General features: G+C 67.9%; 25 protein-coding genes. 13 read left to right on the forward strand and 12 right to left on the reverse strand.

Annotated elements, in window-relative coordinates; translation table 11 throughout:
* Positions 1–15 precede the first annotated feature (15 nt).
* From LXT13_RS25650 to LXT13_RS25675, 6 genes are all read right to left on the reverse strand, one after another.
* On the reverse strand, positions 16–2,220 hold the full coding sequence (locus LXT13_RS25650) for an ATP-binding protein (protein ID WP_233375161.1): 2,205 nt from the start codon (positions 2,218–2,220) through the stop codon (positions 16–18).
* A complete protein-coding gene (locus LXT13_RS25655) occupies positions 2,217–2,783 on the reverse strand; it encodes a biliverdin-producing heme oxygenase (protein WP_233375162.1) in 567 nt (188 codons plus the stop codon). The genes LXT13_RS25650 and LXT13_RS25655 overlap by 4 nt, the downstream gene beginning before the upstream one ends.
* Positions 2,784–2,928: 145 nt before the next feature.
* The gene (locus tag LXT13_RS25660; protein WP_233375163.1) at positions 2,929–3,306 is read right to left on the reverse strand and encodes a response regulator; all 378 of its coding nucleotides are present in this window, start codon (positions 3,304–3,306) and stop codon (positions 2,929–2,931) included.
* Positions 3,307–3,360: 54 nt separating this feature from the next.
* A complete protein-coding gene (locus LXT13_RS25665; RefSeq protein ID WP_233375164.1) occupies positions 3,361–3,771 on the reverse strand; it encodes a group II truncated hemoglobin in 411 nt (136 codons plus the stop codon).
* The gene (locus LXT13_RS25670) at positions 3,768–4,565 is read right to left on the reverse strand and encodes a MinD/ParA family protein (protein ID WP_233375165.1); all 798 of its coding nucleotides are present in this window, start codon (positions 4,563–4,565) and stop codon (positions 3,768–3,770) included. The genes LXT13_RS25665 and LXT13_RS25670 overlap by 4 nt, the downstream gene beginning before the upstream one ends.
* Positions 4,562–5,299, reverse strand: coding sequence for a GGDEF domain-containing protein (locus tag LXT13_RS25675; RefSeq protein ID WP_233375166.1), 738 nt, complete (start codon positions 5,297–5,299; stop codon positions 4,562–4,564). The genes LXT13_RS25670 and LXT13_RS25675 overlap by 4 nt, the downstream gene beginning before the upstream one ends.
* Positions 5,300–5,510: 211 nt before the next feature.
* Between LXT13_RS25675 and LXT13_RS25680 the strand changes: the two genes are divergently transcribed.
* From LXT13_RS25680 to LXT13_RS25690, 3 genes are read left to right on the forward strand one after another with little or no spacing between them, the layout of a single operon-like run.
* Entirely contained in the window at positions 5,511–6,362 is an 852-nt protein-coding gene (locus LXT13_RS25680; RefSeq protein WP_233375167.1) for a CheR family methyltransferase, read from the forward strand.
* Between the two features lie 2 nt (positions 6,363–6,364).
* Positions 6,365–7,024, forward strand: coding sequence for a chemoreceptor glutamine deamidase CheD (cheD, locus tag LXT13_RS25685; protein ID WP_233375168.1), 660 nt, complete (start codon positions 6,365–6,367; stop codon positions 7,022–7,024).
* Positions 7,025–7,036: 12 nt separating this feature from the next.
* Positions 7,037–8,125 (forward strand): protein-glutamate methylesterase/protein-glutamine glutaminase, encoded by a 1,089-nt coding sequence (locus LXT13_RS25690; RefSeq protein ID WP_233375169.1) that lies wholly within the window; start codon positions 7,037–7,039, stop codon positions 8,123–8,125.
* Positions 8,126–8,135: 10 nt separating this feature from the next.
* Here the strand turns inward: LXT13_RS25690 and LXT13_RS25695 are convergent, their stop codons facing one another.
* Positions 8,136–8,435, reverse strand: coding sequence for a hypothetical protein (locus LXT13_RS25695; RefSeq protein ID WP_233375170.1), 300 nt, complete (start codon positions 8,433–8,435; stop codon positions 8,136–8,138).
* A gap of 94 nt (positions 8,436–8,529) precedes the next feature.
* Between LXT13_RS25695 and LXT13_RS25700 the strand changes: the two genes are divergently transcribed.
* Positions 8,530–9,456: a LysR substrate-binding domain-containing protein gene (locus tag LXT13_RS25700; RefSeq protein ID WP_233375171.1), complete on the forward strand. Its 927-nt coding sequence runs from the start codon at positions 8,530–8,532 to the stop codon at positions 9,454–9,456.
* On the opposite strand, the gene hemW is transcribed toward LXT13_RS25700, so the two are convergent.
* The 5 genes from hemW to LXT13_RS25725 all read right to left on the reverse strand — a co-directional run bounded on the left by hemW (position 9,428) and on the right by LXT13_RS25725 (position 13,920).
* Positions 9,428–10,612 (reverse strand): radical SAM family heme chaperone HemW, encoded by a 1,185-nt coding sequence (hemW, locus tag LXT13_RS25705; protein WP_233375172.1) that lies wholly within the window; start codon positions 10,610–10,612, stop codon positions 9,428–9,430. The genes LXT13_RS25700 and hemW overlap by 29 nt on opposite strands.
* 4 nt (positions 10,613–10,616) lie before the next feature.
* Complete coding sequence (locus LXT13_RS25710; RefSeq protein WP_233375173.1) at positions 10,617–11,222, reverse strand: non-canonical purine NTP pyrophosphatase; 606 nt, start codon at positions 11,220–11,222, stop codon at positions 10,617–10,619.
* Positions 11,219–11,956, reverse strand: a complete 738-nt coding sequence (rph, locus tag LXT13_RS25715; protein ID WP_233375174.1) for a ribonuclease PH — start codon at positions 11,954–11,956, stop codon at positions 11,219–11,221. Before rph ends, LXT13_RS25710 begins: the two co-directional genes overlap by 4 nt.
* Positions 11,957–11,969: 13 nt before the next feature.
* Positions 11,970–12,872, reverse strand: coding sequence for a PP2C family protein-serine/threonine phosphatase (locus tag LXT13_RS25720; RefSeq protein ID WP_233375175.1), 903 nt, complete (start codon positions 12,870–12,872; stop codon positions 11,970–11,972).
* 79 nt (positions 12,873–12,951) lie between these two features.
* A complete protein-coding gene (locus tag LXT13_RS25725) occupies positions 12,952–13,920 on the reverse strand; it encodes a serine/threonine protein kinase (RefSeq protein ID WP_233375176.1) in 969 nt (322 codons plus the stop codon).
* A gap of 46 nt (positions 13,921–13,966) precedes the next feature.
* Here LXT13_RS25725 and LXT13_RS25730 point away from each other — a divergent pair, with 46 nt between their 5' ends.
* From LXT13_RS25730 to LXT13_RS25770, 9 genes are all read left to right on the forward strand, one after another.
* Positions 13,967–14,881 (forward strand): YicC/YloC family endoribonuclease, encoded by a 915-nt coding sequence (locus LXT13_RS25730; protein ID WP_233375177.1) that lies wholly within the window; start codon positions 13,967–13,969, stop codon positions 14,879–14,881.
* Positions 14,882–15,073: 192 nt separating this feature from the next.
* A complete protein-coding gene (locus LXT13_RS25735) occupies positions 15,074–15,718 on the forward strand; it encodes a tyrosine-type recombinase/integrase (RefSeq protein WP_233375178.1) in 645 nt (214 codons plus the stop codon).
* Positions 15,715–16,092 (forward strand): site-specific integrase, encoded by a 378-nt coding sequence (locus LXT13_RS25740; protein WP_233375179.1) that lies wholly within the window; start codon positions 15,715–15,717, stop codon positions 16,090–16,092. Before LXT13_RS25735 ends, LXT13_RS25740 begins: the two co-directional genes overlap by 4 nt.
* Positions 16,093–16,219: 127 nt before the next feature.
* Entirely contained in the window at positions 16,220–16,504 is a 285-nt protein-coding gene (locus LXT13_RS25745; RefSeq protein WP_233375180.1) for a helix-turn-helix transcriptional regulator, read from the forward strand.
* Positions 16,505–16,514: 10 nt separating this feature from the next.
* Positions 16,515–17,771, forward strand: a complete 1,257-nt coding sequence (locus LXT13_RS25750) for a type II toxin-antitoxin system HipA family toxin (RefSeq protein WP_233375181.1) — start codon at positions 16,515–16,517, stop codon at positions 17,769–17,771.
* A gap of 458 nt (positions 17,772–18,229) precedes the next feature.
* Positions 18,230–18,925: a PEP-CTERM sorting domain-containing protein gene (locus tag LXT13_RS28865; protein WP_233375182.1), complete on the forward strand. Its 696-nt coding sequence runs from the start codon at positions 18,230–18,232 to the stop codon at positions 18,923–18,925.
* Between the two features lie 112 nt (positions 18,926–19,037).
* The gene (gene galA, locus LXT13_RS25760) at positions 19,038–21,869 is read left to right on the forward strand and encodes a beta-galactosidase GalA (RefSeq protein WP_233375183.1); all 2,832 of its coding nucleotides are present in this window, start codon (positions 19,038–19,040) and stop codon (positions 21,867–21,869) included.
* Complete coding sequence (locus LXT13_RS25765; RefSeq protein ID WP_233375184.1) at positions 21,866–23,950, forward strand: glycoside hydrolase family 2 protein; 2,085 nt, start codon at positions 21,866–21,868, stop codon at positions 23,948–23,950. Before galA ends, LXT13_RS25765 begins: the two co-directional genes overlap by 4 nt.
* 29 nt (positions 23,951–23,979) lie before the next feature.
* Positions 23,980–25,770, forward strand: coding sequence for a glycoside hydrolase family 9 protein (locus tag LXT13_RS25770; protein WP_233375185.1), 1,791 nt, complete (start codon positions 23,980–23,982; stop codon positions 25,768–25,770).
* Positions 25,771–25,829: the final 59 nt, after the last annotated feature.

Here is a 25,829-nt window from a genome sequence, read left to right on the forward strand (position 1 = left end):
TGTCGGCGTGATCGGTCAGTTCGGAACAGGCAGGACTAACGTGAACCGGGCGCCGCGGTCCACCTCGCCGAAGGCCTGTACGCGGCCGCCATGGCGTTCGACGATGCGGCGCACGCTGGCCAGGCCGATGCCCGTGCCCTCGAACGTCTCGCTGTTGTGCAGCCGCTGGAATACGCCGAACAGCTTGTCGACGTACTTCATCTGGAAACCCACGCCGTTGTCGATGATGGCCAGCCCCTCGCAGTGGGCCTCGCACACCGGCGCGATCTCGATGCGAGCCTCCGCGCGCGTGCGGGTGTACTTGACGGCGTTGCCGACCAGGTTGCGTAGCGCGAGCTGCAGCAGCACCGGGTCGGCCCACAGGCGCGGCAGCGGATGCCGGACGACCCACTCGATGCGGCCGTCGCGGCCCTCGCGGGCCAGCGCATCCTGCTCCGCGACGATGTCGTCGGCCAGCGAATCGGTGTCGATCCAGCTGCACTTCAGCGCGGAGCGCCCCATGCGGGAGAAGTCCAGCAGCGCATCCACCAGCAGACCTGCATGCGCGGAGGCCTCCTTCACATGGGACAGGTAGCGCCGCGTACGGTCGCTCAGCGACGGGCCCTCGATCTCCAGCACCAGATCGACGAAGCCCGAGATGTGGCGCATGGGCGCGCGCAAATCGTGCGACACGGTGTACGAGAACGCCTCCAGCTCCTTGTTGACGCGTCCCAGCTCCGCGGCGACCTCGGCCATCTCCTCGGCGCGGCGCAGCACGATGCCGATCAGTGCGTGACGCAGCTCAAGCACCGCATGCATCTCGGCCGCCCGCCATGGCGTCGATCGGCCGCTGAAGGTTTCGACCCAGCTCGCGAAGCTGCGCCGTGGGTGCAGCCGCGCTTGCGGAGCGTCGTCCTTGCGCGGGTCACCGGCCCAGGTGATTGTCTGCACGACCTCGGGCCGAAACCAGACGACGTAGTGGCGGTGCAACCTTGAGATCGAGATGGCCAGCATGCCGGCCGCCGCGCCACACGCTCCGGCGAGAGACGGCACGTCCTGCTCGAGGCGGTCGGTGTGCATGACCTCGTCGATGCGGCCGGCCAGCCACTGCCCCAGCGCAAGCACCGTGGCGCGGTCCGGCACGTCGCCGACGCACCAGCACTGGTCGTTCAGGATGACGGCGGCGCCAGCGGCCCGGGCCAGTCGCAGCAGCGGGCCAGGCTCGCCAACGAGGCGCTGCAACGTCGCATCGCTATCGGCCAGGTGGGCCACCATGGCCAGCGTCAGCTGGCGCAATCGCAGCTGCTCGTTGACCTGCTCGTTCTCTTCCTTCGCCTCGATCTGCAACGACAGCAGCTGGCCCAGATGCTCGCAGGCCATCCGGGTCTGGTAGGACAGATAGTGCGGCTCGTGGTGATGGCAGGACACCAGGCCCCACAGCTCGCCCCGCACGATGATCGACACCGACATCGACGCCAACGTGCCCATGTTGCGCATGTACTCCAGGTGCACGGGAGAGACGCTGCGCAATTGGGCCAGGGAGAGGTCCAGCGTCAGCGCGGTGGCGCGGCCGTCCGCGAAGCGCACCGGCACCGGCGTGTAGTGGGCATCGGGAATGAGGCGCAGGTGGTTGAGCCGGTAGAGCTCGCGCGCCTGGGCCGGAATGTCGCCGGCCGGGAAGTGGTGGGCCAGGTAGCGGTCGTAGCCCGCGTCGCACACCTCCGTCAGCACCTCGCCATGGCCATCGGCATCGAAACGGTAGATGAGACAGCGGCCGAAGCCAGTAAGCCGCTTCATCTCAGCGGTGACGACCTCGCAGACCATCTCGACCGACGTCGTGCGCTGCATCTGCGGCACGACGTGCCGGGCCAAGCTGTAGATGGGCGCACGCGCGCCGAAGTCGTCGCCCGCCGCTTCCAGCTCCACATGCACGAGATCGGCCAGCCGGTGGGCCGACACATGCAGTAGCCTGTCAGCCAGCGTCCGCAGGCCGAGCGACAGTGCGCCCTCCCCGTCCACGAGCTCGGCCGTGTCGGACCTGAGCGCCGCCGCGAATTCGCCAAGTGCCGCCGCGGGGGACTCGCCCAGCAGCGCCGTCCAGTTGTCGCTCCACGCGACGACGCTGCCCTGCGCCGCATCGAGGCACAGCAGCCAGCCATGCGGCTGAATCGCCCCGGGCACGCGGATGGGCTCGCTGGCGCAGTCCGCGACCGTAGAGGCAGGCAGGTCGATTGGGGTCATGGCAACAGGCACTCGAAGGTGGCGATGAGGGCCTCGAAAGTCTGAACCGCGGCGCGGCAGGCCAGCTCGTGGCAGGACGGGTCGTCGCCGATCTCGGTGGTCGCCTGAAGCCGGAATTCGCGCCACATCGCGCCGGTGCGCTCGCCATGGCCGTGGAAGTAGCTCGCCCCCCGGCCGGGCCCGACGCCCAAGTCGCACGCAAGGCGCGGCGTGATGACCTGGCCGCCCAGTGCCGAGCCCTCGATGACGTACAGCGAACCGAAGGCGGCCGCCACGTCACACGCCGGCAGGCAGCGCGGCGTCTGCGCAGCACCGGAGTTGGAAGCGGAACGACCGAGCGCCTCCAGGTCGTGCCTGACAAAGTCCAGCCGGCTGCGCTCGCCAAGCCAACCATGCAGCCGGGCCGGCAGCGCTTCACGCACCTCCGGCTCCCACGCGGCAAGGAACCGCTCGAAGCCCGTCAGCACCGTGCCGTACCTTGAGAGCGCCATCGGCGCGTCCAGCGCCAGCAGGCGCTCGATGCGGTCATGGTGCGGACGCGTGACCGCGCGCAGCGCGGTCATCACGTCGTCCTGAACACGTCCTCGATCCGGCATGGGGGACGTCACACCGCCCCCCTTATGGCGCGCGGCCAAGCCACGGACGCCAAGTCCCGACCCACCAGCAACGGCAACGGCAACGGCAACGGCAACGGCACTCGCACGGACGCTAGCGCGCGTGGTCTAGGGCAGCCGACAGCTGCCCGTGATCCAACGGCTTCAGAAGCACGGCCGAAGCACCCAGCAGATGCGCTTCGTCCTTCAAGTGCGGCTTGAGTAGGCCGCTCAGCAACACGACCTTGATCGACGACGTCGTCTGGTCGTTCTTCAGCTCGGCCAGCAGGTCTATGCCGTTGCCATCGGGCAAGTTCAGGTCCAGGAACACCAAGTCCGGACGGTGGCTCGCCACCTGCTCCCGCGCCTGCGCCAGCGTGGCCGCCGTCGCGGCGGTGAAGCCCTCAGTTTCGATCAACAGGGCCAGCACTTCGGACGCATCGGGGTTGTCATCGACGACGAGCACATGCGGCAAATCGGCAGCAGCATTCATCGGACACATGCTACGTGAGCAGGCGCCCCATCCGAGCACCGTTACAAAGCGGCGTTAGCCGTCGGTGTTGCGCATCCAGTCGGCCGTGCCTGCGAAGGACTCGGCGAGCCGCGCCTGCAGCGAAGGATCGAGGCCGGCTTCCTGCATGGCCTGAGCCATGCAGGCCAACCACTGATCACGCTCCGCGATGCCGATGCGGAACGGCAAATGGCGTGCCCGTAGGCGTGGATGACCGAAACGGCTGATGTAGTGGTCGGGGCCGCCCAGCCAGCCACACAGGAACCAGAACAGCTTGTCACGCGCATCGTCCAGCGTCGTGCCGTGCGCAGCCCGCAGCCGCGCATAGGCGGGCTCCAGATCCATCAGGTCGTAGAAGCGGTCGACGAGTTCGCGAACACGCGCCTCGCCGCCGACCCAGTCGAAAGCCGTGGCTGGCGCGGGCGCGGCGGACGTCACGGTCGTCAACCCAGCAGCTTGCCGGCCAAGGCCTTGATGGCCTGCGCCGCGTCGCAGCCTGGGTAATGCTCCAGCATCAGCTGGCGCTTCAGCACCGCCTGGCGCACGGCGGGGTCGGACTTGACCTCACCGAACAGCTCAAGCCGGAAGGTCTGCCCCGGCGTCGGGCCGACGAAGCGCTGCAGCACCTGCTGCAGCTGGCCGCAGATCAGCTTGCCCTCGCCGACGCGGTTGGCCTGGTTAACGACCAGCCAAACCTGACGGCGCTCCTGCTGCGTGGCCAGCACCTTGATCGTCGCGTAGGCGTCGGTCAGCGAGGTGGGCTCGGGCGTGGCGACGACGAGCACGTCCTGCGCCAGCGAGATCGCGAACAGCACCACGTCGGAGATGCCGGCGCCGGTGTCGAGCAACACCCAGTCGAAGCGGGGCTTCACGAGGTCGATGATGTGCAGCAGCTTGTCGCGCACGTCGGGCGTCAGGCGCGAGTACTCCACCATGCCGGAACCAGCCAGCAGCACCGAGAAACCGCCGGGTGCCGGCAGGATGGCCTGCTCAAGCGTGGCCTTCTCGGTGAAGACGTCGTGCAGCGTGAGCTTGGGGTGCAGGTTGAGCACCACGTCGAGATTGGCCAGGCCCAGGTCGGCGTCCAGCACCAGCACCTTCTGACCACGGGCGGCCAGCGCCGCGGCAAGGTTGGCGGTGACGAAAGTCTTGCCGACGCCGCCCTTGCCGCTGGTGACGGCGAGCGTTCGGGCGCCTGCGCGGGCGGGGCGCGGTGCAGCAGGATCGGGGGTCGTGCTCATGGCAGGTCCTGTTGCGTATCGAGGTTCATGGAGGCAAACAACATGCCCTTCTCTTCTGCACTGACCAGGGAATCGACTTGCGGTTCGAGGCAGGCGCGGTTCCGGCCTTCGGCCTTGGCGCGGTAGAGCTGGCGATCGGCCCGCTCCGTCCACAGCAGCGGCGACGAGCGCACCCACTGCGGCGCGAAAGCGCCACCCAGGCTCATGGTGACCCGAATCATTTGACCCGGGGCCACCTCGACGCCGAGCGCCGCCACACGCTCGCGCAAGCGCTCGGCGACCGCCAGACCCACGTGGGAGGCACAGCTCGGCAGGATGACGGCGAACTCCTCGCCGCCCACGCGCGCTGCCACGTCCATCGGCCTCACCGTCTGTGCGATGGTGTCCGCGACGGCGCGGATGACCCGGTCGCCCGCGGCATGGCCGTAGGTGTCGTTGACGGCCTTGAAATGGTCGATGTCCAGCATCAGCAGCAGCGCCGGCTCACCGGCGCGCGCGACGCGGTCGGTCTCGCGAGCCAACGCCATTTCGAAGCTGCGGCGGTTGACGAGGCCGGTCAGCGCATCCTTGCTCGACAGGTCGCACAGCGCATCGATGACCGCCTGCAGCCAGGGCGCGCTGTAGCGCGCTTCATCCGGCAGCGGTGCGCCGGCCTGCTGCAGGAGCTGCAGGGCTTGGTCGAGATCGAGCGTCTGGACGTCGATCAGCGTGGAAGCGGGCAGGCGGTGTTCCAAAGGGTGTCGCGGGAACGGTCAATGGACGGATTGTGGTTTCAGGTCAGTCTATCAGCGGCCCTTTCACTCTCAGGTCGTGAAACAGGCACGTTCCTGGAGCCTGTTTGCACTATGGCGGCTCATGCGAGGGCCGTACAACACGACCTGCGGTGCAGAATCGACGCGCCGCTGCCAGAGCTGCTGCGAGCGCAAACACATCTGATCCTTTGACATGCCCGTCCAAGACGCCGCCCCTGGGGGTGAAACTCTCGAACACGAATTCAGCTTCAGCAAAGCCGATTTCGACCGGGTGCGCGAGCTGATCTACAGGCACGCGGGCATCAGCCTGCACGACGGCAAGCATGCGATGGTCTACAGCCGGCTGTCGCGCCGCCTGCGCGAGACGGGGCACAAGAGCTTCGCCAACTACCTGCAGTGGCTGGAGACGATGACCGGCACGTCGGGCGCCGCCGAATGGCAGGAGTTCGTCAACTGCCTGACGACCAATCTCACGTCCTTCTTTCGCGAGGATCACCACTTCCTGGCGCTGAAGGACGACCTCAAGCCCTTCGCCGGCAAGCCCGTGCGCATCTGGTGCTGCGCGGCGTCCACCGGCGAAGAGCCGTATTCCATCCTGATGACCTGCCACGAGGCCCTGGGGGCCAATGCGTCGGTACAGCTGGTCGCCAGCGACATCGACACAAACGTGCTGGCGACCGCGCGCCGCGGTGTCTACAACGCCGATGCCCGCGGGTTGGACGCGACACGCCTGAAGACCTTCTTCATGCGCGGCACGGGCAGCAATTCGGGAAAGATCCGCGTGAAGCCCGATCTCCAGCGCTGGGCCGACTTCCGCCCGCTGAACCTGATGGACGCCCAGTGGCAACTGGGCGACCCATTCCACATGGTGTTTTGCCGCAACGTCATGATCTATTTCGACGCGCAGACGCAGCGCAAGGTGCTGGAACGCATCCATCGCGTCATGCGCCCGGGCGGCCTACTCTTCGTCGGCCACTCGGAGAACTTCACCGAATCGCGTGACCTGTTCAAGCTCCGCGGCAAAACCATCTACGAACGGGTCTGATCATGAGTACGCCCCTCGCCTCGGCATCGACCCTCGGCAACCCGGCCGCGGTGGCGCGCGTTGCCCAGCTCAAGAACATGCCCCGCAAGCAGGGCGAGGCCTCGTTCTTCTTCTACGACGCGCACTTCAAGAACGCGGCGGTCAAGATCCTGCCGGGCGAATACTTCGTCGACACGGAAGACCTGCTGGTCATGACGACGCTGGGCTCGTGCATCGCCGCCTGCCTGTGGGACCGCGTTGCCAAGGTCGGCGGCATGAACCACTTCATGCTGCCCGAGGGCAATGGCGACTCCGGCCGCTACGGCACCTTTGCAATGGAACTGCTGATCAACGAGATGATGAAGCGCGGCGCCAGCAAAAGCCGCATGGAGGCCAAGATCTTCGGCGGCGGCGCCGTCATCTCGGGCATGAATTCGCTGAACGTCGGCGAGCGCAACACCAACTTCGTCATCGACTTCCTGAAGCTCGAACGCATTCCTATCGTCTCCAAGGACGTTATGGACGTGTACCCACGCAAGGTCTGCTTTCTGCCTGCCAGTGGCAAGGCCATGGTCAAGCGCCTGGCGCCGACCAACACCGAGGCCCTCGTCCAACAGGACAAGGCCGCAATCCAGAAGGTGCAGCCGGTGGCAAGCAGCGGCGGCTCCATCGACCTGTTCTGAGGAGGCTGACACATGGCCAAGACGAAGGTCGTGGTGGTGGACGATTCGGCGCTCGTGCGCTCCATCCTCAGCGAGATCATCAACCGCCAGGCAGACATGGAATGCATCGGCGCGGCGGCCGACCCGCTCGTCGCGCGCGAGATGATCCGCACACTGAACCCCGACGTCATCACGCTGGACGTGGAGATGCCGCGCATGGACGGGCTGGACTTCCTGTCCCGGCTGATGCGGCTGCGGCCGATGCCGGTCGTCATGGTGTCCACGCTGACCGAGCGCGGTGCCGAAGTGACGCTGAAGGCGCTGGAGCTGGGCGCGGTGGACTTCGTCGCCAAGCCGAAGATCGGCGTGGCCGATGGCATCCGGCTGCTGGCGCAGGACATCACCGACAAGATCCGCATCGCCGCCAAGGCGCACATCCGCCGCGCCCCGCCGCCGGCAGCCCCGGGCGCCGCCCCCGCCGCGCCGGTCAAGGCGGTCACGATGGCCAGCCTCGGCAAGGCCTCCACCGAGAAGATCATCTTCATCGGCGCCTCCACCGGCGGCACCGAGGCGACAAAGGACGTGCTGATCAACCTGCCGGCCGACAGCCCGGCCGTCGTCATTACGCAGCACATGCCGCCCGGCTTCACGAAGAGCTATGCGGCCCGGCTGGACGGCCTGTGCAAGATCCGCGTGAAGGAAGCGCAGGACGGTGAGCGCATCCTGCCCGGCCACGGGTACATCGCGCCGGGTGGCCTGCACCTGACCGTGGAGCGCAGCGGCGCGAACTACATCGCCCGCGTGCAGGACGGCGATCCGGTCAACCGGCACAAGCCGTCGGTCGAGGCGCTGTTCCTCTCTGCCGCCAAGGTCGTCGGCCCCAACGCGATCGGCATCATGCTGACCGGAATGGGTGCCGACGGCGCCCGGGCCATGAAGGTCATGAAGGATGCCGGCGCCTACAACTACTGCCAGGACGAGCACAGCTGCGTCGTCTTCGGCATGCCGCGAGAAGCCATCGCGGCGGGCGCCGCCGACGAGGTCCTACCGCTGAACCAGATCGCCACGAAAGTGCTGGAGCGGCTCCGCGCCACGGTAGGCGTGTCGATGAACCGCGTCTGAGCATGCGGCTTCAACGCCGTGCCGAGGTCGGCAGTTCGGACTTGGCCACTTGGCGGGTCGACGGCGGTGGTTCGGGCGGCAGTACTGGCTTGAAGCCGTCCAGCTTCTTGGCCGACGTCGGCACGTAGGCCGCCTGCATTGGCGGCCGGGCGGCCTTGCCGCCCACGACGACGGAGTCGGTCCGGACCGCGTCCTTCATCTCCGCATTCGAGTCGGTGAAGGCGGCGGTCACCGGTGCCACGCCTTGAAGGGTCAGCGCGGCCAGCGGCGTGAGCGGCAGGGAAGCAATCCAGCGAGACAAGGCGGTCATGGCCACTCCTTTCAATGTGTTGGTTATGCTATTGACCCAAATCAGCACCGGAAAGCGCTGATTTCTGCACTGACTGGTTCAATCAGCTAACCAGATGGCACCTCTGGACCGTTTTCCGCTGCACTACCTCGCGGCGTTCCGCGCCGCGGCGCGCACCGAGAACCTTCGCGCCGCCGCCGAGTCGCTGCACCTGACGCACAGCGCCGTGAGCCAGCAGATCCGCGGGCTGGAAAGGGCGTTGGGGTTCGACGTGTTCACGCGCCAGGGGCGTCGACTGACGCTGAACCCTGCGGGCCAGGCCTTGCAGCGCGGGGTGGACAAGATCTTTGCGGAGTTGCAGGCCGGCCTGCTGGCCGCCAGCCAGGCCCACGGCAAATCCGCGCAGACGCTGCGTGTGACCGCCCTGCCTTCCTTCGCACAGCGCTGGCTGATGCCGCGCCTGCCCCGCTGGCAGGCGATGCAGCCCTGCATCACGCTGGACCTGCACACGTCGCAGCAGATCGTCGACCTCGAACGCGAGGGTTACCAGATCGGCCTGCGCGTGGGCCGCGGGCCGTGGCCGGGTCTTGTCATCGAGCCGCTGTTCCAGTCGCCGCTGATCGCCATCGCCGCGCCCGCGCTGGCCAGCCCGCTGGTCGGTCGAGCCGCAGAGCTACTGACCCAGCAGCCGCTGCTGGGCGACGCGGAGGACTGGCAGGCCTGGTTCGCCGGCATCGGCGTCGTCACGTCACCCGTCGTCGTCGCCAGCTTTAACGATGCCGGCGTCATGCTGCAGGCCGCCGAACAGGGAATGGGCATCGCGCTGACCCGCGAAGTGCTCGCGGCCGACGCGCTGCTGGCGGGGCGACTCGTGCGCGTGCATCCGCACTCGGTGGACCTCGACGCGATGCGGGGCTACCAGATCGCCTACCCGGAAGCGCTGCGCGACGATGTGGCCGTGCGCGCCTTCTGCGACTGGCTGCATGCGGAGATCGCCGCGCTGCAGCGGCAGCTCACAGAAACAGCTGCTGCAGATCGCTGAGGAAGTCGAAGCCTCGCTCGGTCGGCTGGATACGCGCCGGATCGGCCGCGAGCAGGCCGCTATCGCGCGCCGTCTGCAGCGCCGTGCCGATGCTGGACGGCGGGAGGCCAGTGCGCTCCAGGAACTGCGTGAAGGCCACGCCATCCTTGAGCCGCAGCGCATTCAGCATGAACTCGAACGGCAGGTCCTTGCGCGCCACCTCGTGCTCGTTGCTGACCTTGTCGGCCTGTGCCATGTAGGCCGCCGGCTCGCGCCAGCGCACCTGGCGCAACACGCGATGCGGGAAGCTGAGCTTGCTGTGCGCGCCGGCGCCGATGCCGAGGTAGTCGCCGAACTCCCAGTAGTTCAGGTTGTGCTGGCAGCGGTGCCCCTCGCGGGCGTAGGCAGAAACCTCATAACGCGACAGCCCGGCGGATTGCGTCTGCGCGGTGATCAGGTCCAGCATGTCGCTGGCGAGATCGGCGTCCGGCAGGCGCTCGGGCGTGCGGGTCGCGAAGACGGTATTGGGCTCGATCGTCAGATGGTAGATCGACAGGTGCGGTGGATTGAAGGACAGCGCCGTGTCCAGCTCGCGGGCCAGGGCGTCCAGCGTCTGGCCGGGCAGCGCGTACATCAGGTCGAGGTTGAAAGTCTCGAAGGCAGACGCCGCCTCGGCCAGTGCCTCGCGCGCCTGGCTGGCGCTATGCACGCGGCCCAGCGTCTTGAGCTGAGCATCGTCGAAGCTCTGCACGCCCACCGACAGCCGCGTGACGCCCGCCTGCCGAAAACCCGCGAAGCGCTGGGTTTCGAAGGTGCCGGGGTTGGCTTCCAGCGTGATCTCGCAGGCCGGCTCCAGCGGCAGCCGGGCGCGGATGTCGGAGATCAGCTGCGCGATCTGTTCCGGGTTGAACAGGCTGGGCGTGCCGCCGCCGATGAAGACGCTGACGACATGCCGGCCCCAGATCAGCGGAAGCGCCGCCTCCAGGTCGGCCCGCAGCGCCGCCAGGTAGGCCTGCGCCGTCTCGTCCGGCAGGCCGCCGAGCTTCACCTCGTGCGAATTGAAGTCGCAGTAAGGGCACTTGCGCAGACACCACGGCAGGTGCACGTAGAGTGCCAGCGGCGGCAACGCCGGCAGCTGCAGGGTGCCAGGCCGCATCAGGTGTGCGAGATCCGCCATGCCGTCAGCCCAGGTGCCAGACGTCGCGGAACTGCGTGATCAGGTACGCGGCCGCCAGCGCACGGTGGCTGTGGCGGTTCTTCACGTCGGCACCCAGGCTGGCGACGGTCCGGCCCAGCGCCGGGATATGCATCAACGGGTCGTAGCCGAAGCCGCCCTCGCCGCTCGGCGCCGTGAGGATCTCGCCGGCCCAGCGGCCCATTGCGATCAGCGGCTCGGGGTCCTCGGCGCTGCGCACCGCCACCAGCGCGCAAACGAAGCGCCCACGCCGATCCGCCACGCCGGCCATCTCGCGCAGCAAGCGCTCGTTGTTCGCGGCGTCGCTCTTCTCGCCACCGGCGTCCAGCGCGTAACGCGCCGACCGCACGCCCGGCGCGCCGCCCAGCGCCTCAACGCTCAGACCCGAATCGTCGGCCAGCGCGGGCAGACCACTGAGCCTCGCGGCATGGCGGGCCTTGGCCAGCGCGTTCTCGGCAAAGGTGTGGAAGGGCTCATCCGCCTCCGGGATGCCGAGGCTGCCCTGGTTGACCAGCTCGATGCCCAGCGGCCCGAACAGCGCCTGCAACTCGACAAGCTTCTTGGCGTTGTTGGACGCGAGGACCAGCTTCATGGCTTGGCGGCGAGTGCGGCCTGCTGGGCGGCCAGCAACTCGCGAATGCCCTTGTCCGCCAGGTCCAGCAACGCGTTCATCTCGTCGCGCGTGAAGACGACGCCTTCGGCCGTACCCTGCAACTCGACAAAGCCGCCCGAGCCGGTCATGACGACGTTCATGTCGGTGTCGCAGGCCGAGTCCTCGGTGTACTCCAGGTCCAGCAGCGGCACGCCATCGACGATACCCACCGAGATGGCCGCCACCGAATCCTTGATCGGCGAACGCGACAGCTTGCTGTCGGCCAGCAGCCGGTTGACGGCGTCCTGCGCCGCGACGAAGGCGCCGGTGATGGCCGCCGTGCGCGTGCCGCCGTCGGCCTGCAGCACATCGCAGTCCAGCGTGATCGTGCGCTCGCCGAGTGCCGAAAGGTCGAAGACCGCGCGCAGCGAACGGCCGATGAGGCGCTGGATTTCCTGCGTGCGGCCGCTCTGCTTGCCGCGGGCGGCCTCGCGGTCGCCGCGCGTGTGCGTAGCGCGCGGCAGCATGCCGTATTCGGCTGTCACCCAGCCCTCGCCTGAACCGCGCTTGTGCGGCGGCACGCGCTCTTCGACGGAGGCCGTGCACAGCACGCGCGTGGCGCCGAACTCGATCAGCACGGAGCCCTCAGCGTGCACGGTAAAACCGCGGGTGATGCGCACAGGGCGCAATTGATCGACAGCGCGGCCCGCGCTGCGCGTGAGGTTCTGGGTCATGACAAAAAGGGAGTTAGCGGCGGTTGGCCGAGCGTTCGCGGATGACTTCGTTGATCTCGCGCACTGAGCGCTCGATCTCTTCATCATCCATGCCTGCCACCAGGTCGGCGTCCAGCGCGCTCTGGATGGTCGAGGCAAAGCCGGAGTTGCCGAGGTTTTGCGTCGTGTCGCCGGCGGGGTCGCCCTCGCCTTCCCATTCGACGGACAGCAAAGTGACGTTGTCGCTGCGCGTGCCACCGCGGCGCAGCGCCTGCTCGACGAGCTCGGGCACGGCCTCGGAGATGGCCTGATCGGCCAGCTGCTGGACGATCTCGTGATCTTCGACGCTGCTCCACAGCCCGTCCGAGCACAGCAGCAGGCGGTCTCCCGCCTCCAGCACGAGCGGCCCCTGGCCGTCGACCATGGGCTTGCCCGGGCTGCCCAGGCAGGTGAACAACACGTTGCGGTTGAAGGGCTCGGTGCCGCGGCCGACGCGGCCCAGGGCTTCCTGCAACTCGGAATAGGAGTGGTCGCGCGTGCGGGCGATGAGCTTGCCGTTGCGCACCAAATAAAGCCGCGAGTCGCCGCAATGCGCCCACCACGCCTGGTTGCCTTGCAAGATGCAGGCGACGACGGTCGTGCGCGGCGTGTCGGACAAGCCCTTGCTCTCGGCATAACGCAGCAGCTGGTGATGCGCGATGACGATGGTTTCTTGCAGGAAGCGCTGCGGATCCTCGAGCACCGGCCGGGCGTCCTGCTGGAACAGCGCGGCGAGCGTCTGCAGCGCGATCTGCGCGGCGACCTCACCCTCGGGGTGGCCACCCATGCCATCAGCCAGCGCGAACAACCCCGCTTCCCGCGTGAAGCAATAGCCCATGCGGTCTTCGTTGGTTTCGCGGCCGCCGCGACGGCTGACCTGGAAGACGTTGAATCGCATCAGTCCTCCCGCCCGGCAGCCCCGGCGAAGCAATGCATCCCCTCACGGGGCAGCGAACGACGGTTCGCGCGAGGGCCGGTCATGCCTTTGCTCCAGATTTCAGGTTTTCAAGCTGCAGTTTGAGCCTTTCGCTGAAGGACAGCTTGGTATAGCGTCTTTCAGTCTCGCGAGCGAGTTCCTTCTGCAGGGCAAAGACGCTCTGCGGACGCGACAACGCATCCAGCGACATGCACCACTCGGTGACCTCGAGCAGGTTGTCGGAGTACACGTTGCGCAGCCGCGAGAGGCTCAGGTTCAGGCGGTCCTTCTCCAGGCGCTGCGGCGCATCGTTGGGCGGATAGCCCTGCATGCAGGCGTAGATGCAGGCGCCGATCGCATAGATGTCGGTCCAGGGGCCGAGCGAGCCATCGCGCCGGTACATCTCGGGCGCGGCGAAGCCGGGCGTGTACATCGGGCGGATGAAGTTGCCTTCCTTGCTCAGCACCTCGCGCGCGGCGCCGAAGTCCAGCAGCACGGCCTTGTTGTCGTTCGTGATGAAGATGTTGGCCGGCTTGATGTCCAGGTGCAGCATCTTGTGCTGGTGGACGATGCGCAGCCCGCGGAGGATCTCGTCGAACAGGCTGCGGATCGTCGACTCGCGGAAGACCTTGTCGCGCTTCATGTCGCGCGCGGTCACGATGAAGTCCTGCAGCGTGTCGCCCTGCAGGTAGTTCATGACCATGTAGACGGTCTCGTTCTCGCGCAGGAAATTCAGCACCGAGACGACGCTCGGGTGCGAGATCTGCGCCAGCGACCGGCCTTCCTCGAAGAAGCTCTTAAGGCCGAGCCGGTACAGCGGCTGCTTCTCGGGCTTGACGCGCGGCGTCAATTCACCGGGAGAGCGCTCGGCCAGCGAGGACGGCAGATATTCCTTCAACGCAACAAGGTGATGGTCCGGGTCTTCGGCCAGATACACCACCCCAAAACCGCCTGCCGCCAGTCGCTTGATGATCTGGTAGCCCCCAACCACCGTGCCTGCTGGCAGGGGCGCCGGCTTCGGCTTGGACATAATCGCGTTAAATCTCTTGGTTAACGTCTGTTATTACGAGTGCGAAATGCCAGTCTACAGCATGACCGGGTATGCGAATTCCCTGGCGCAACCCCCTAAAGCCGAGGACGGCAGCACTACTGCACAGACTGCCGTCAGTGTGGAGCTGCGATCCGTCAATGGCCGTTTCCTGGACCTGTCCATGCGCATGCCCGAAGAGCTGCGTGGACTGGAACCGCAACTGCGCGAACTGATCGCCGCCCGCTTCAAGCGCGGCAAGATCGAGTTGCGCATCAACACGCAGCGCGAGGCCGATGGCGCCTGGCCGCAACCGCTGCCGGAGCAGCTCAACCGGCTGGCAAGCCTGGAGGCCAAGGTGCGCGCCTGGCTGCCGGACGCCAAACCGCTGTCCGTGCAGGAAGCGCTGAACTGGTGCAAGACCGGCGCGGCCGCGCCGGCTCAGCTGGACGCCACGACGCTGGAAGCCGCGCGCGCCTGCGTCGACGGCCTGGCGGAGTCCCGGGAGCGCGAGGGCGAGAAGCTGGTCGCCATCCTGCTGGAGCGCATCGCACGGCTGCGGACGCTGGCCGACGAGGCCGAGCCGCTGCTGCCCGCCGTCGTTCAGCGGCAGCAGCAGCGTTTTCTAGAGCGCTGGCAGGAAGCCCTGGCCGCGACCGGCGCCAACACCAGCGTGCCGCAGGACGCGCTGCAAGAGCGCGCGCTGAACGAGGCGGCAGCGTTTGCGATCCGCATCGACGTGGCCGAGGAACTCGGCCGCCTGCGCGCCCACCTGGAAGAACTCACGCGGCTGCTCAAGAAGGGCGGCGAACTGGGCAAGCGGCTGGACTTCCTGATCCAGGAACTACACCGTGAGGCCAACACGCTCGGGTCCAAGTCCGCCGCTCTGGAGTTGACCAACATCTCCGTCGAGATGAAGGTGGCCATCGAACAGATGCGCGAGCAGGTGCAGAACATCGAGTGAGGTTTCACCGGGTCTGTTGCCCCCCCCAAGCGGCCGGAAAGTCCAGCGTTTGCGCGGGCTTAGCGTTTCAGGAGGTTGAACAGCGGCCCACCCCATCCCAGAATTTGTGTGTACGCCGGCGTGTACCGACAAGGCGAACCAGCCGACAGTGTGTACACACGGCAAGGGGTGGCGATTGGAAAGCTGACTGACGTGGCGATCCGGGCCTGGATCCGGCCCGGGGAACGATTCGAGGGCCGCTCCGACGGCGATGGTCTCGTGCTGACCTGGCGAGAGAAGCGCACAGCACCCAGCTGGCGACTGCGGTATCGCTTCTCCGGCAAGCCGAGGGTTATGGAGATCGGCAGCTACTCGGATCTCACCCTCGCCGCTGCACGCCGAGCCGCGAAGGAACTCCGCGCCAAGATCGCCCTCGGCCATGACGTGGCCGGCGAGAAGAAGGAGCGCAAGTCCACCGCCTTGGCCCGCATCGAGGCCGCGCGCAGCGTCACCACCGTCAGCCAGCTCGCCGACGAGTACTTCGAGCGCATGAACAACGGGCGCTGCAAGCACCCGAACATCGTGCGCAGCCGCATCGAGAAAGACATCAAGCCGCACCTGGGCAAGCTGGCACTGGATGCGGTGGAGCCGCGGCGCATCGACACGATGCTGCGCGCTGTCGTCAAGCGCGGCGCGCCAACCATCGCCAACGACGTGCTGCGCTGGGTGCGGCGCATGTTCGACTACGCCATCAAGCGCCACCTGGTGCGCTTCAACCCGGCAGCGGCCTCGACCTGGCGGATGCCGGCGGCAAGGAACTCGCCCGCGAGCGCGCGCTGTCACGCGACGAGCTGGTGACATTGTTCGAAGCGATGCGCCAAGCCAAGGGCTTCAGCGTGCAGAACGAGCTGACGATGAAGCTGCTGTTGCTGCTGGCCGTGCGCAAGGGCGAGCTGATCGCCAAACGCTGGGAGGAGTTCGAGCTGGAGGCCGACCCGCCGGTGTGGCGCCTGCCCGGCATCCGCACCAAGACCGGCCAGCCGCTGGACATCCCGCTGCCGTCCTTGGCGGTGGAGTGGCTGCAGAAGCTGAAGGAGCTGGCCTGCAACGCCGAGCACGTGCTGCCGGCGCGAAAGCTGCAGAGCCGCATGGTGCCTCACTTGTGCGAGTCGCCCCTGTGGCGTGGCGATGGGCAAGGTGAAGCACGGCCTGCACCACTTCACGGCGCATGACGGCAGCGACTCGCGCTGAGGCGCCAACAGGCCGCCAATTGGCCATCGATTACCGATCAGTCACTTTCGCTTGACCTCCAGCTGGTCGGCACCGAAAATTACCGAAAGGTAACTTCGAGCGCCTGCCATGCCGCCCTCGGCCCAAGACTTACCGATCGGTAACCCCACTGATGCAGAGACGCCCATCCGCTCCTCCGTCGAGCTGGGCGCCGTCATCCGCCAGCAGCGCAAGCGCCTAGCCTTAAAGCAACTCGACCTGGCGGGCCTGGGCAACACCGGCAACCGCTTCATCGTCGACCTGGAGAACGGCAAGCCGACGGTGCAGCTGCAGAAGGTGTTGGAACTGATGGACCTGCTGGGCCTGGAGGTGGTGGTGCGCACCAAAGCCTCTCGTTCGACCTCCTCGCTGTGAGACGCGGGTGATGCAGCCACGGCCCGACCGGCTGGATGTCTACTACGGCAGCGACTTGGTCGGTGCCGTGCACGACAGCGCGCCGCTGGCCTTCGAGTACGCATCGACGTGGCTGGAAGCCGGCCAACGCATGTCGCTGGCCGCCATCCCGCTGCAGCCCGGCCGACAGGCCACGCCCGAGGTGCAGGCCTTCTTCGAGAACCTGCTGCCCGAGGGCGAACTGCGCGACTACCTGGCCGCCCAGCGCAAGGCGTCCACGCTCTTCTCGCTGCTCCTGGAAGTCGCCGGCGACACCGCGGGGGCCTTCGTGCTGGTGGCGTCCGGGCAGACGCCGGAACCGCCCCGCTACGAAGCCACCACTTGGGAGGCCATCGCCGCGATCCTGGCCAAGCGGTCGGCTTCTGCGATCGATATCCACGAGCAGGGCGCCCGCATTTCGCTGGCCGGGGCGCAGGACAAGACCAGCATCGCGCTGTTCGACGACGGCATCCCCAGGCTGCCAAAGAACACCTCGCCGTCCACGCACATCCTCAAGCCCAACATCCGCCGTCTGGCCAAGGTGTGGCACTCGGCCGCAAACGAAACCATCGTCATGCGCGCCGCCGCGCTTGCCGGCCTGCCGACAGCCGAGGTCTTCTACGAACCGCGCACCGAAGCCTGCGTCGTGCGTCGCTTCGACCGTCAGCTTCGCCCCGACGGCACGCTGGCCCGGCTAGTGCAGTACGACCTGTGCCAACTGGCCGGTACCGTGTCGGATCGCAAGTACGAGAAGGAAGGCGGCCCGGGCTTGGCCGCGTGCGCCGAACTGATTCGCCGCTACAGCGCGCAGCCCGCCGTCGACCTGCGCCACCTAGTGCGCTGGGTGTTCTTCAACCTTTATGTCGGCAACAACGACAGCCACGCCAAGAACCTGTCGATCTACAGCGTGCCCGGCCAGGGCGTGACGCTGACGCCGTTCTACGACCTGATGTGCACGCGCCTGTACCCGGGCCTGTCGCCCGAGTTCGCCTTTGCGATCGGTGGCGAAGTCAGGCCGGGCGAGATGAGTGCCGAGCACCTGGTGCTGATGGCTAGGCAGCTGGGCATGCAACCGCGCTTCCTGGCTCAGCAGGCGCGGGACATGGCCGACCGCATGCCCACAGCCATCAACCAGGCCGCGCGCGAGATCGCCCCCGCGTTGACGCCATCGGCCCGTACGCTGGCCGAGAGGCTCAGGCGCTTCGTGTCGTCGACGACCAAGAAGCAGGCGGCGCGCCTTACCGCGTGACGGCAGCCGCAGGAAAGACGGATCCATTGGAGAGGTCACCAACAAAATCGCCATCGTCCTTGGCGTCCTCGTCGCCTGCTTCGCCGGGCCTTCCGCGGCCAGCTTCGTCCTGATTCGCAGGAAGGCAAAGCCGCCGCTCCCCCATCGGCATCGCGCTGCTGCGTGGCCCAGGCCACTCGCTGCGCGAACAGCTCGACGAGGCCCACAACGTCCAGGCGGCCCGCGCCCCCGCGATCGCCGACACGGTGACGACGCCCCAGAACCCCGGCAACCCGCTGATTCACAATTTCGTACCCGGGCGCGTCCGCGAAGCGCATGCATCCTGCACCCGCAACGCCAACCGCTAACACCACTGCCGCCAGCCCCGGCTAGGGAGTTGTCCGGTAAGACCAAATTTCCTTTTTTGCGACACTGGTAATACCAAAGCCGTACTCCGACGCACGGCAACCGGAGACCACGTGATCGACAAGATGAAATTGGTACTGGGCGCGACGCTGTTCGCCGCGTCGCCACTGACGCTGGCCGATGTGCCGGAAGCCAGCGCATCGGGCGTGACGCTCTACCCGTCGGATCGTTGGTGGTACTGCCTGCCTGTCGACGTGACCTGCGTAGATCACTCAGCTGGCTCGACCACCGGCCTGCAGAACCCATACCTTCTCGACGGCACCTCGGTCTGGCATGGCCAGGCGACGAGCTCAGGCGTGATGGATGGCGCTGCGTCGGCAAGCGCTTCGTTGACCACGAAGATCTCCGGGGATCTCGACGGCGTAACTGCACAGGCCAAGGTGCTGGGCAACCCGATCCAGGTGGCCGCTGGCACCACTAACACGGTCAGCATGAAGCTGGACTGCCTGCTGGCGCACGGCGCGATGTCGCAGGCCAATACTCACATCGGGCTGTGCAGCACGGACTTCAGGACCCGCCTGCCCGCCGACTTTGCCGAAGCGGTCGGGGTCGAGGATGCGGCGTATGCCGGTTCGAACACCCTCACTGCGAGGCCAATCAGCCGCGCGGACCAGGCCGGCTGGGCCAAGATTCGTATCGGCCTGACCACTTCCGCAGACGTCTACACGCCCCCTGTCCCCGAACCCTCGACCGCGCTGTGGCTGGCGGGGCTGCCGGGCGTGCTGGCCCGGCGGCGTCACACACGTTGAATACCCGGCCCCACGTCGCCCTGTTCGTCCCGCCGTCTCCTTGATGCAGCGCGACCAGCCATCTTCCTTTCACCGATTCAGGTCGGCCTGACCCATGCCACGCTTCCTGCCCATGACCTCACCCTTGTTCCACCGCTGGGCGACGGCCTTGCTGTTGCTGCTGGCCTTGGGCTTCGCAGGTGGCGCCCAGGCCGCCGGCCGCGAGCGCCTGTCGCTCGATGAAGGCTGGCTGTTCCATCGTGGCGACGTGCCCATGCCGGCCATCAAAGGCCACGGCATGAGCTACCAGAACGGCAAGGCCAACAATGGCTGGGGTGCCGCCGCGGCGGACTTCGACGACTCCGGCTGGCGTCGCCTCGACCTGCCGCATGACTGGGCCGTCGAGAGCCCCTTCGATCGCAACGAGAACGCCTCGCAGGGATATCGCGCGCGCGGTATCGGCTGGTACCGCCGCTACCTGCAGCTCGGCGAGTCGGACCGCGGCCGCCACCTGGAGCTGCAGCTGGACGCCGTCGCCACGTACAGCACGGTGTGGATCAACGGCGTCGTCGTCAACCGCAACTGGTCGGGCTACAACGGCCGCAACATCGACATCACGCCCTACGTCCGCTACGGCAGCGACCCCAACACCATCGCCATCCGCGTCGACGCCGAAGCCCAGGAAGGCTGGTGGTACGAAGGCGCTGGCATCTACCGCCACACCTGGCTCGTCAAGCGCGACCCACTGCACATCGCGACCGACGGCTTGCATGCCAACCCGGTGCAGCAGGGCGGACGCTGGACGGTGCCGGTCGAGGTGACGCTGGAGAGCAGCGACCATGTGGCGCGCGACGCGATCGTCGACGTCGCGCTGCTCGACACAGGCGGCCGGGAGGTCGCCAGGGGCAGCGCTCGCGCGCGCGTCGGCGCGCTGGAGTCCACCGTGGTGCGCACCCGTCTCAACATCCGCGAGCCCCGGCTGTGGTCGCTCGCGAGGCCCGAGCTCTACCGTGCGCGCGCAGTGCTGCGCGAGGGCAGGAAGGAGATCGACAGCACCGAGGTGCAGACGGGCTTCCGCACCGTCCGCTTCGACGCCGACCGCGGCTTCTTCCTCAACGGTGAACACGTCAAGATCCAGGGGGTCTGCGTGCACCAGGACCACGCGGGTGTCGGCGTCGCCATGCCCGAGTCCATCTGGGAGTTCCGCCTGCGCCGGCTGAAGGAGATGGGTGTCAACGCCGTGCGCTTCGCCCACAACGCGCCCGCAGCCGAGGTGCTGGACATGGCCGACCGCCTGGGCCTGCTGGTCATGGACGAGAACCGCCACTTCAACCCCTCACCTGACTACCTGTCGCAGCTGACGTGGCTGGTGCGCCGCGACCGCAACCACCCGAGCGTCATCCTGTGGTCCATCTTCAATGAGGAGCCGCTGCAGAGTACCGAGGCCGGCTACGAGATGGCCCGCCGCATGGTGGCCGAGATCAGGAAGCTCGACCCGACGCGCCCTGTGACCGGCGCCATGCACGGCGGCCTGACGACCGATCGCAACGCCGCGGACGCCGTCGACGTGGTCGGCCTGAATTACCAGATCTGGATCTACGACGAATACCACAGGAAGCACCCCAGGCGCCCGCTGACCAGCACCGAGGACACCTCCGCCTTCATGACCCGCGGCGCCTACGAGAGCGATCGGCAGGCCCAGGTCATGGGCAGCTACGACGAGGAGCCGTCCTCCTGGGGCAACACACACCGCGACGCCTGGAAGGCAATCGCGCAGCGGCCCTTCATCGCCGGCAGCTTCGTGTGGACCGGCATCGACTACCGCGGCGAACCCACGCCTTATGAATGGCCCAGCGCCAGCTCCTTCTTCGGCGCCATGGACTTGGCCGGCTTCGCCAAGGGCGCGTTCTGGATCCACCAGGCGCAATGGGTGAAGGACCGCCCGGTCGTCAAGCTGCAGCCGCACTGGAACTGGACCGGTCGTGAGGGCCGCGATATCCGCGTCATGGTGACGAGCAACGCCCAGCGCGTGCGCGTGCTGCTCAATGGCCAGCCGGTCGGCGAACAGGCGGTGGACCCCTACCAAATGAATCACTTCCAGGTGCCGTACGCACCCGGCCGCATCGAGGCAGTGGCGTTGCAGGACGGCAAGGAAGTGGCCCGCGACGTCGTCGAGACCAGCGGCTCGGCCGTGCGCCTCGTGCTGACGCCGGACCGCCCTGCCCTTGCCGGCGACGGCCTGGACGCCGTGCCCGTCACCGTCAGCGCCGTGGATGCGCAAGGCCGCGCCGTCTCGCTGGCGCAGGACAAGGTCAGCTTCACCCTTGAAGGCGACGGCGCCATCATCGGCGTCGGCAATGGCGACCCCAACTCGCACGAACCCGACAAGGCCCATGAACGCAGCCTGTTCAACGGCCTGGCCCAGGTCATCGTGCAAAGCTGCCGCGACGGCCAGGGCCGCCTGCGTTTGCGGGTCACGGCCGAGGGCCTTCAGCCGGCGCAGGTCGACCTTGCACTGACGACCGTCTCCGGGCCGGCACGCGTGCCGGTGGTCGAACCGACGACACCGCTGCTCGGCTGGCGCATCTCGCCGCCATCCGCCACGCGGCCCGATCCCAACGTCGTCCTCGCCGAGAACGACATGAACTCCTGGGGCTGGGACGAGCCGCCGATGCGCCGCGGCCCCGAGGCCGCCGCCTTCCGGCTCTACCGCAGCAGCGTGGCGGTGCGCGCCGACCGCAACGACGGGCGCGCCCGCCTTCGCTTCGGCAGCATCGCCGGCAAGGCCGAGGTCTGGGTCGATGGCGTCAAGGTCGGCGAGAAAACCGGCACCGAGCCGGCGCCGTTCGCCGTGGTCCTGCCCAAGGGCAAATCGCAGCGCCAGGTAACCGTGCTCGTTGAGGCCGCCCCGGGCCAGCCCTCGGGGCTGTGGGATCGCGTCGTGCTGGAGCGCGGATCGCCTTGAAGACGCATCTCCGCCTTGCCCTCCTCGGACTGTTGTGGCTCGCCACCACGCCGGCCGAGGCGGCGCGCACCACCCGGCCGCTCGTCGACGGCTGGCGCTTCCAGCGCGCCGACCCGGCCGACGCCCAGGCCATGGACCTGGACGACGGCGCCTGGGCCGCGGTATCGCTGCCGCACAGCTTCAACACCATGGACGGCGAGACCGGCGGCACGTACTACCGCGGCGCGGCCTGGTACCGACGGACGCTGGACATCGCCCCGGTCGCGCGACGCCGCTTCCTGGAGTTCGATGCCGCGACTCTGGCCGCCGACGTATGGGTCAACGGCCGGTTCGCCGGCCGGCACGAGGGCGGCTACGCGCGCTTCCGCATGGACGTCACGGCTCTGCTGGAGCCCGGCCGCAACCTGCTGGCCGTACGCGTGGACAACGGCAAGCGGCCACACATCGCTCCGCTGGGTGGCGACTTCACCGTATTTGGCGGCCTCATCCGGCCGGTGCGGCTGGTCGAGACGGACGCCGCGCACCTCGAGCTGCTGGACCATGGCGGCCCGGGGCTGAGCTTCGACATCGAAGCACTAGAGCCCGCACGCGCACGGCTGCGGCTGCAGGTGCAATGGCGCAACGACGGTCGCCGCGTGGCTGAGCGTCGCCTGCGACTGACGCTTCAAGACGCGCAGGGCCGCCGCGTGGCTCAGCAGGTGCAGCTGGTGCGGCTGCAGCCCGGCGGTACGGACACGGTCAGCGCGCAGCTGGACGTCGCGCAGCCGCACCTTTGGCAAGGTGTGAAGGACCCCTACCTGTACCGGCTGAGCGCCGAGCTGCTGGACGGAGCCGAGGTGGCCGACGCGGTGCAGCTGCCCGTCGGCCTGCGCCGTTTCGCCGTCGATCCCGAGCGCGGCTTCCTGCTTAACGGAAAGCCCTATCCGCTCTACGGCGTCAACTACTTCCATGCCGGACGTCCGGGCCGCGGCGTCGCCGTGGGCCCGGCCGAGATCGACGAAGACATGCGCCTACTGATGGACCTGGGCCTGACGGGCCTGCGCCTCGTGCACTACCAGCATCCGGCCTACACCTACGACCGGGCGGACGAGCTGGGCCTCGTGCTGTGGACCGAGATCCCGCTGAACTCGGCAATGGAAGAGTCACCGGCCTTCCGCGAAAACTTGCACGGCCAGCTGCGCGAGCTGGTGCGGCAGAACCGTCACCACGCTTCGGTAGCGGTCTGGGGCGTGGGCAACGAGGTCTACCGCAGCGACGAGCCCATCCGCGCGCTGCTGGCCGACCTGCATGCGCTTTCCAAGCAGGAAGACCCCTCGCGCCTGACCAGCTACGCGCACTGCTGCGCGCCGGACGACCACCCGATGGCCATGGCCACCGACCTGGCGTCCTACAACCGCTACTGGGGCTGGTACGACGGCCAGTTCAGCGACATTGGCCCATGGGCCGACCAGCTGCACGCCCGGCTGCCGACCAAGCCCATCGGCCTGGGCGAATACGGCGCCGGTGCCAGCGCCATCCAGCAGGAGGACCCGCCGCGCCGGCCCGAGCCCGGCGGCCGCTGGCACCCGGAGCAATACCAGGCGCTGTTCCACGAGGCCTATGCCGCGCAGCTCGAGAAGCGCCCCTACCTGTGGGGCCGCTTCATCTGGCTGGGCTTCGACCATGCTGCCGCCAACCGCCATGAGGGCGACACCACAGGCCGCAACGACAAGGGTCTCGTCACCTACGACCGCCGACTGCTGAAGGACGCCTACCACTTGATGCGCGCCTGGTGGCAGAGCGCCCCGGTGCTGCACCTAACGAGCCCGCGCCTGGCCCGGCGCCCCGCCGGCCCCGTCACGATCAAGGCCTACAGCAATGCCCGTCGGGCGAGGCTGGAGCTCAACGGCCACACCCTCGGCACGGCGGATGTCGTCGACCGCATCGCTGTCTGGCCAGCCGTCGACCTGCCACCCGGCCGGGCGCGCCTGCGCGTCACGGACGACCGCGGCAGCAGCGACGAGGTTGAGTGGGAGATGCTGGCCAGCGGCATCGTGCCGCCAAACGACGTGCATCCCCAAATTCCCGATGCCGCTCGTTGACGGAGCCGGTCATGACCCCACGACACCCCATGAAACACCACACCCTGGTACCTGCCTGGCGCCATGCCGCTGGTCTGGCGCTGCTGATGGCCTTGCAGGCCTGCAGCCACGCGCCAGTCGCCCCCGCGGGGGCCACCGCCTCGCCCGCCCCGGCCGCCGCCGACACCACCGCCATCCAGCTCAACCAGGTGGGCTACCTGCCGGGCGGCAGCAAGTGGGCCGCGGTGAAGGACAGCGCCGCCAACAGCTTCGCCGTCATTGAAGTCGCCACGGGCCGCGAGGTCTGGCGCGGCCCGCTCGGCGCCGCCCAGCCCTGGGCACCGGCACAGGAGACGCTGAAGCTGGCGGATTTCTCCGCGCTGCGCGAGCCGGGCCGCTACCGGCTGCAGGTAGATGGCCTGCCGCTGTCCGCGCCATTCGTGGTCGCGCCCGACGCCTACGTCGCGCTGAATGCGGCGGCGCTGAAGTTCTTCTATTTCAACCGCGCCAGCATCGAACTCGACGCCGCCCACGCGGGCGTCTGGGCCCGGCCCGCCGGGCACGCCGACGACCGGGTCTTCGTCCACGCGACGGCCGCCGGCCCCGGCAGGCCCGAAAGCACGGTGATCTCGGCGCCAAAGGGCTGGTACGACGCCGGCGACTACAACAAGTACATCGTGAACTCCGGCATCTCGACGTACACGCTGCTCGCGTCCTGGGAGCATTTCCCGGCCTTCTTCACGTCGCAGGCGCTGAACATCCCGGAAAGCGGCAACGGCCTGCCGGACGTGCTGAACGAGGCGCTGTGGAACCTGGAATGGATGCTCGCCATGCAGGACCCGGCAGATGGCGGCGTGTATCACAAGCTGACCGACAAGGGCTTCGACGGCATCGTGCTGCCGCACCGGGCCCGACACGACCGCTATGTCGTCATGAAGGCCACCGCGGCGACGCTGGACTTCGCGGCCGTCATGGCCCAGGCCAGCCGTGTGTTCGCAGCCTTCGAAGCGCAGCGCCCAGGGCTGTCGGCCCGCATGCTGGCGGCCTCGCGGCGCGCGTGGGACTGGGCCCAGGCCCATCCCGATGTCATCTACCGGCAGGCGCCCGACATCCACACCGGTGGCTATGACGACGGCCAGCTCGTCGACGAGTTCGCCTGGGCGGCGGCCGAGCTTTACGTGACGACGCGCGAACCCCACTACTGGCAGGCCTTCCGCAAGATCGCGCCACGCAACGAGGTGCCCGGCTGGCCCAACGTGGCGGGCCTGGCCTGGGCCAGCCTGGCCCAGTACCGCGACCGCCTCCCCTCGCCGGCCGACCGGCGGTGGGTCGAGCAACAGATCCTGATGCTGGCCGACAGCTTCGCCACCCGCTGGCAGGCGTCGCCGTATCGCGTGGCCCTGCAAACCGAGGACTTCATCTGGGGCAGCAACGCCGTCGCGCTGAACCAGGCGCTGATGCTGATCCAGGGCTACCGAGTCGGCGGTGAGCGCCGCATGCTGGACGCCGCGCAGTCGGCGCTGGATTTCGTGCTGGGGCGACACCCCACCGGCTTCGCGATGGTGACCGGCTTCGGCACCCGTTCGCCGCTGCATCCGCATCACCGCCCGTCGGGCGCGATGCCACAGCAGCCGCCCGTCCCCGGAATGATCGTCGGCGGGCCCAACCCCGGCTCGGGCGATGACTGCCGCGACCAGCGCTACCCGTCCAGGGCGCCAGCCAAGGCGTATCTGGATGCGCTGTGCAGCTACACGACCAACGAGATCGCGATCAACTGGAATGCGCCGCTGGTCTATGTGTCGGCGGCGGTGCAGGCGCTGACACCCCCGGCCGACCGATAGCCATCCATGCGCATCGCCCCATCCATGCTCAAGTCCATCCAGGCCATCGCGTGCTCGTC

The sequence above is a fragment of the Pelomonas cellulosilytica genome, assembly GCF_021353265.1.
In the GTDB taxonomy this organism is placed as follows: domain Bacteria; phylum Pseudomonadota; class Gammaproteobacteria; order Burkholderiales; family Burkholderiaceae_C; genus Pelomonas; species Pelomonas cellulosilytica.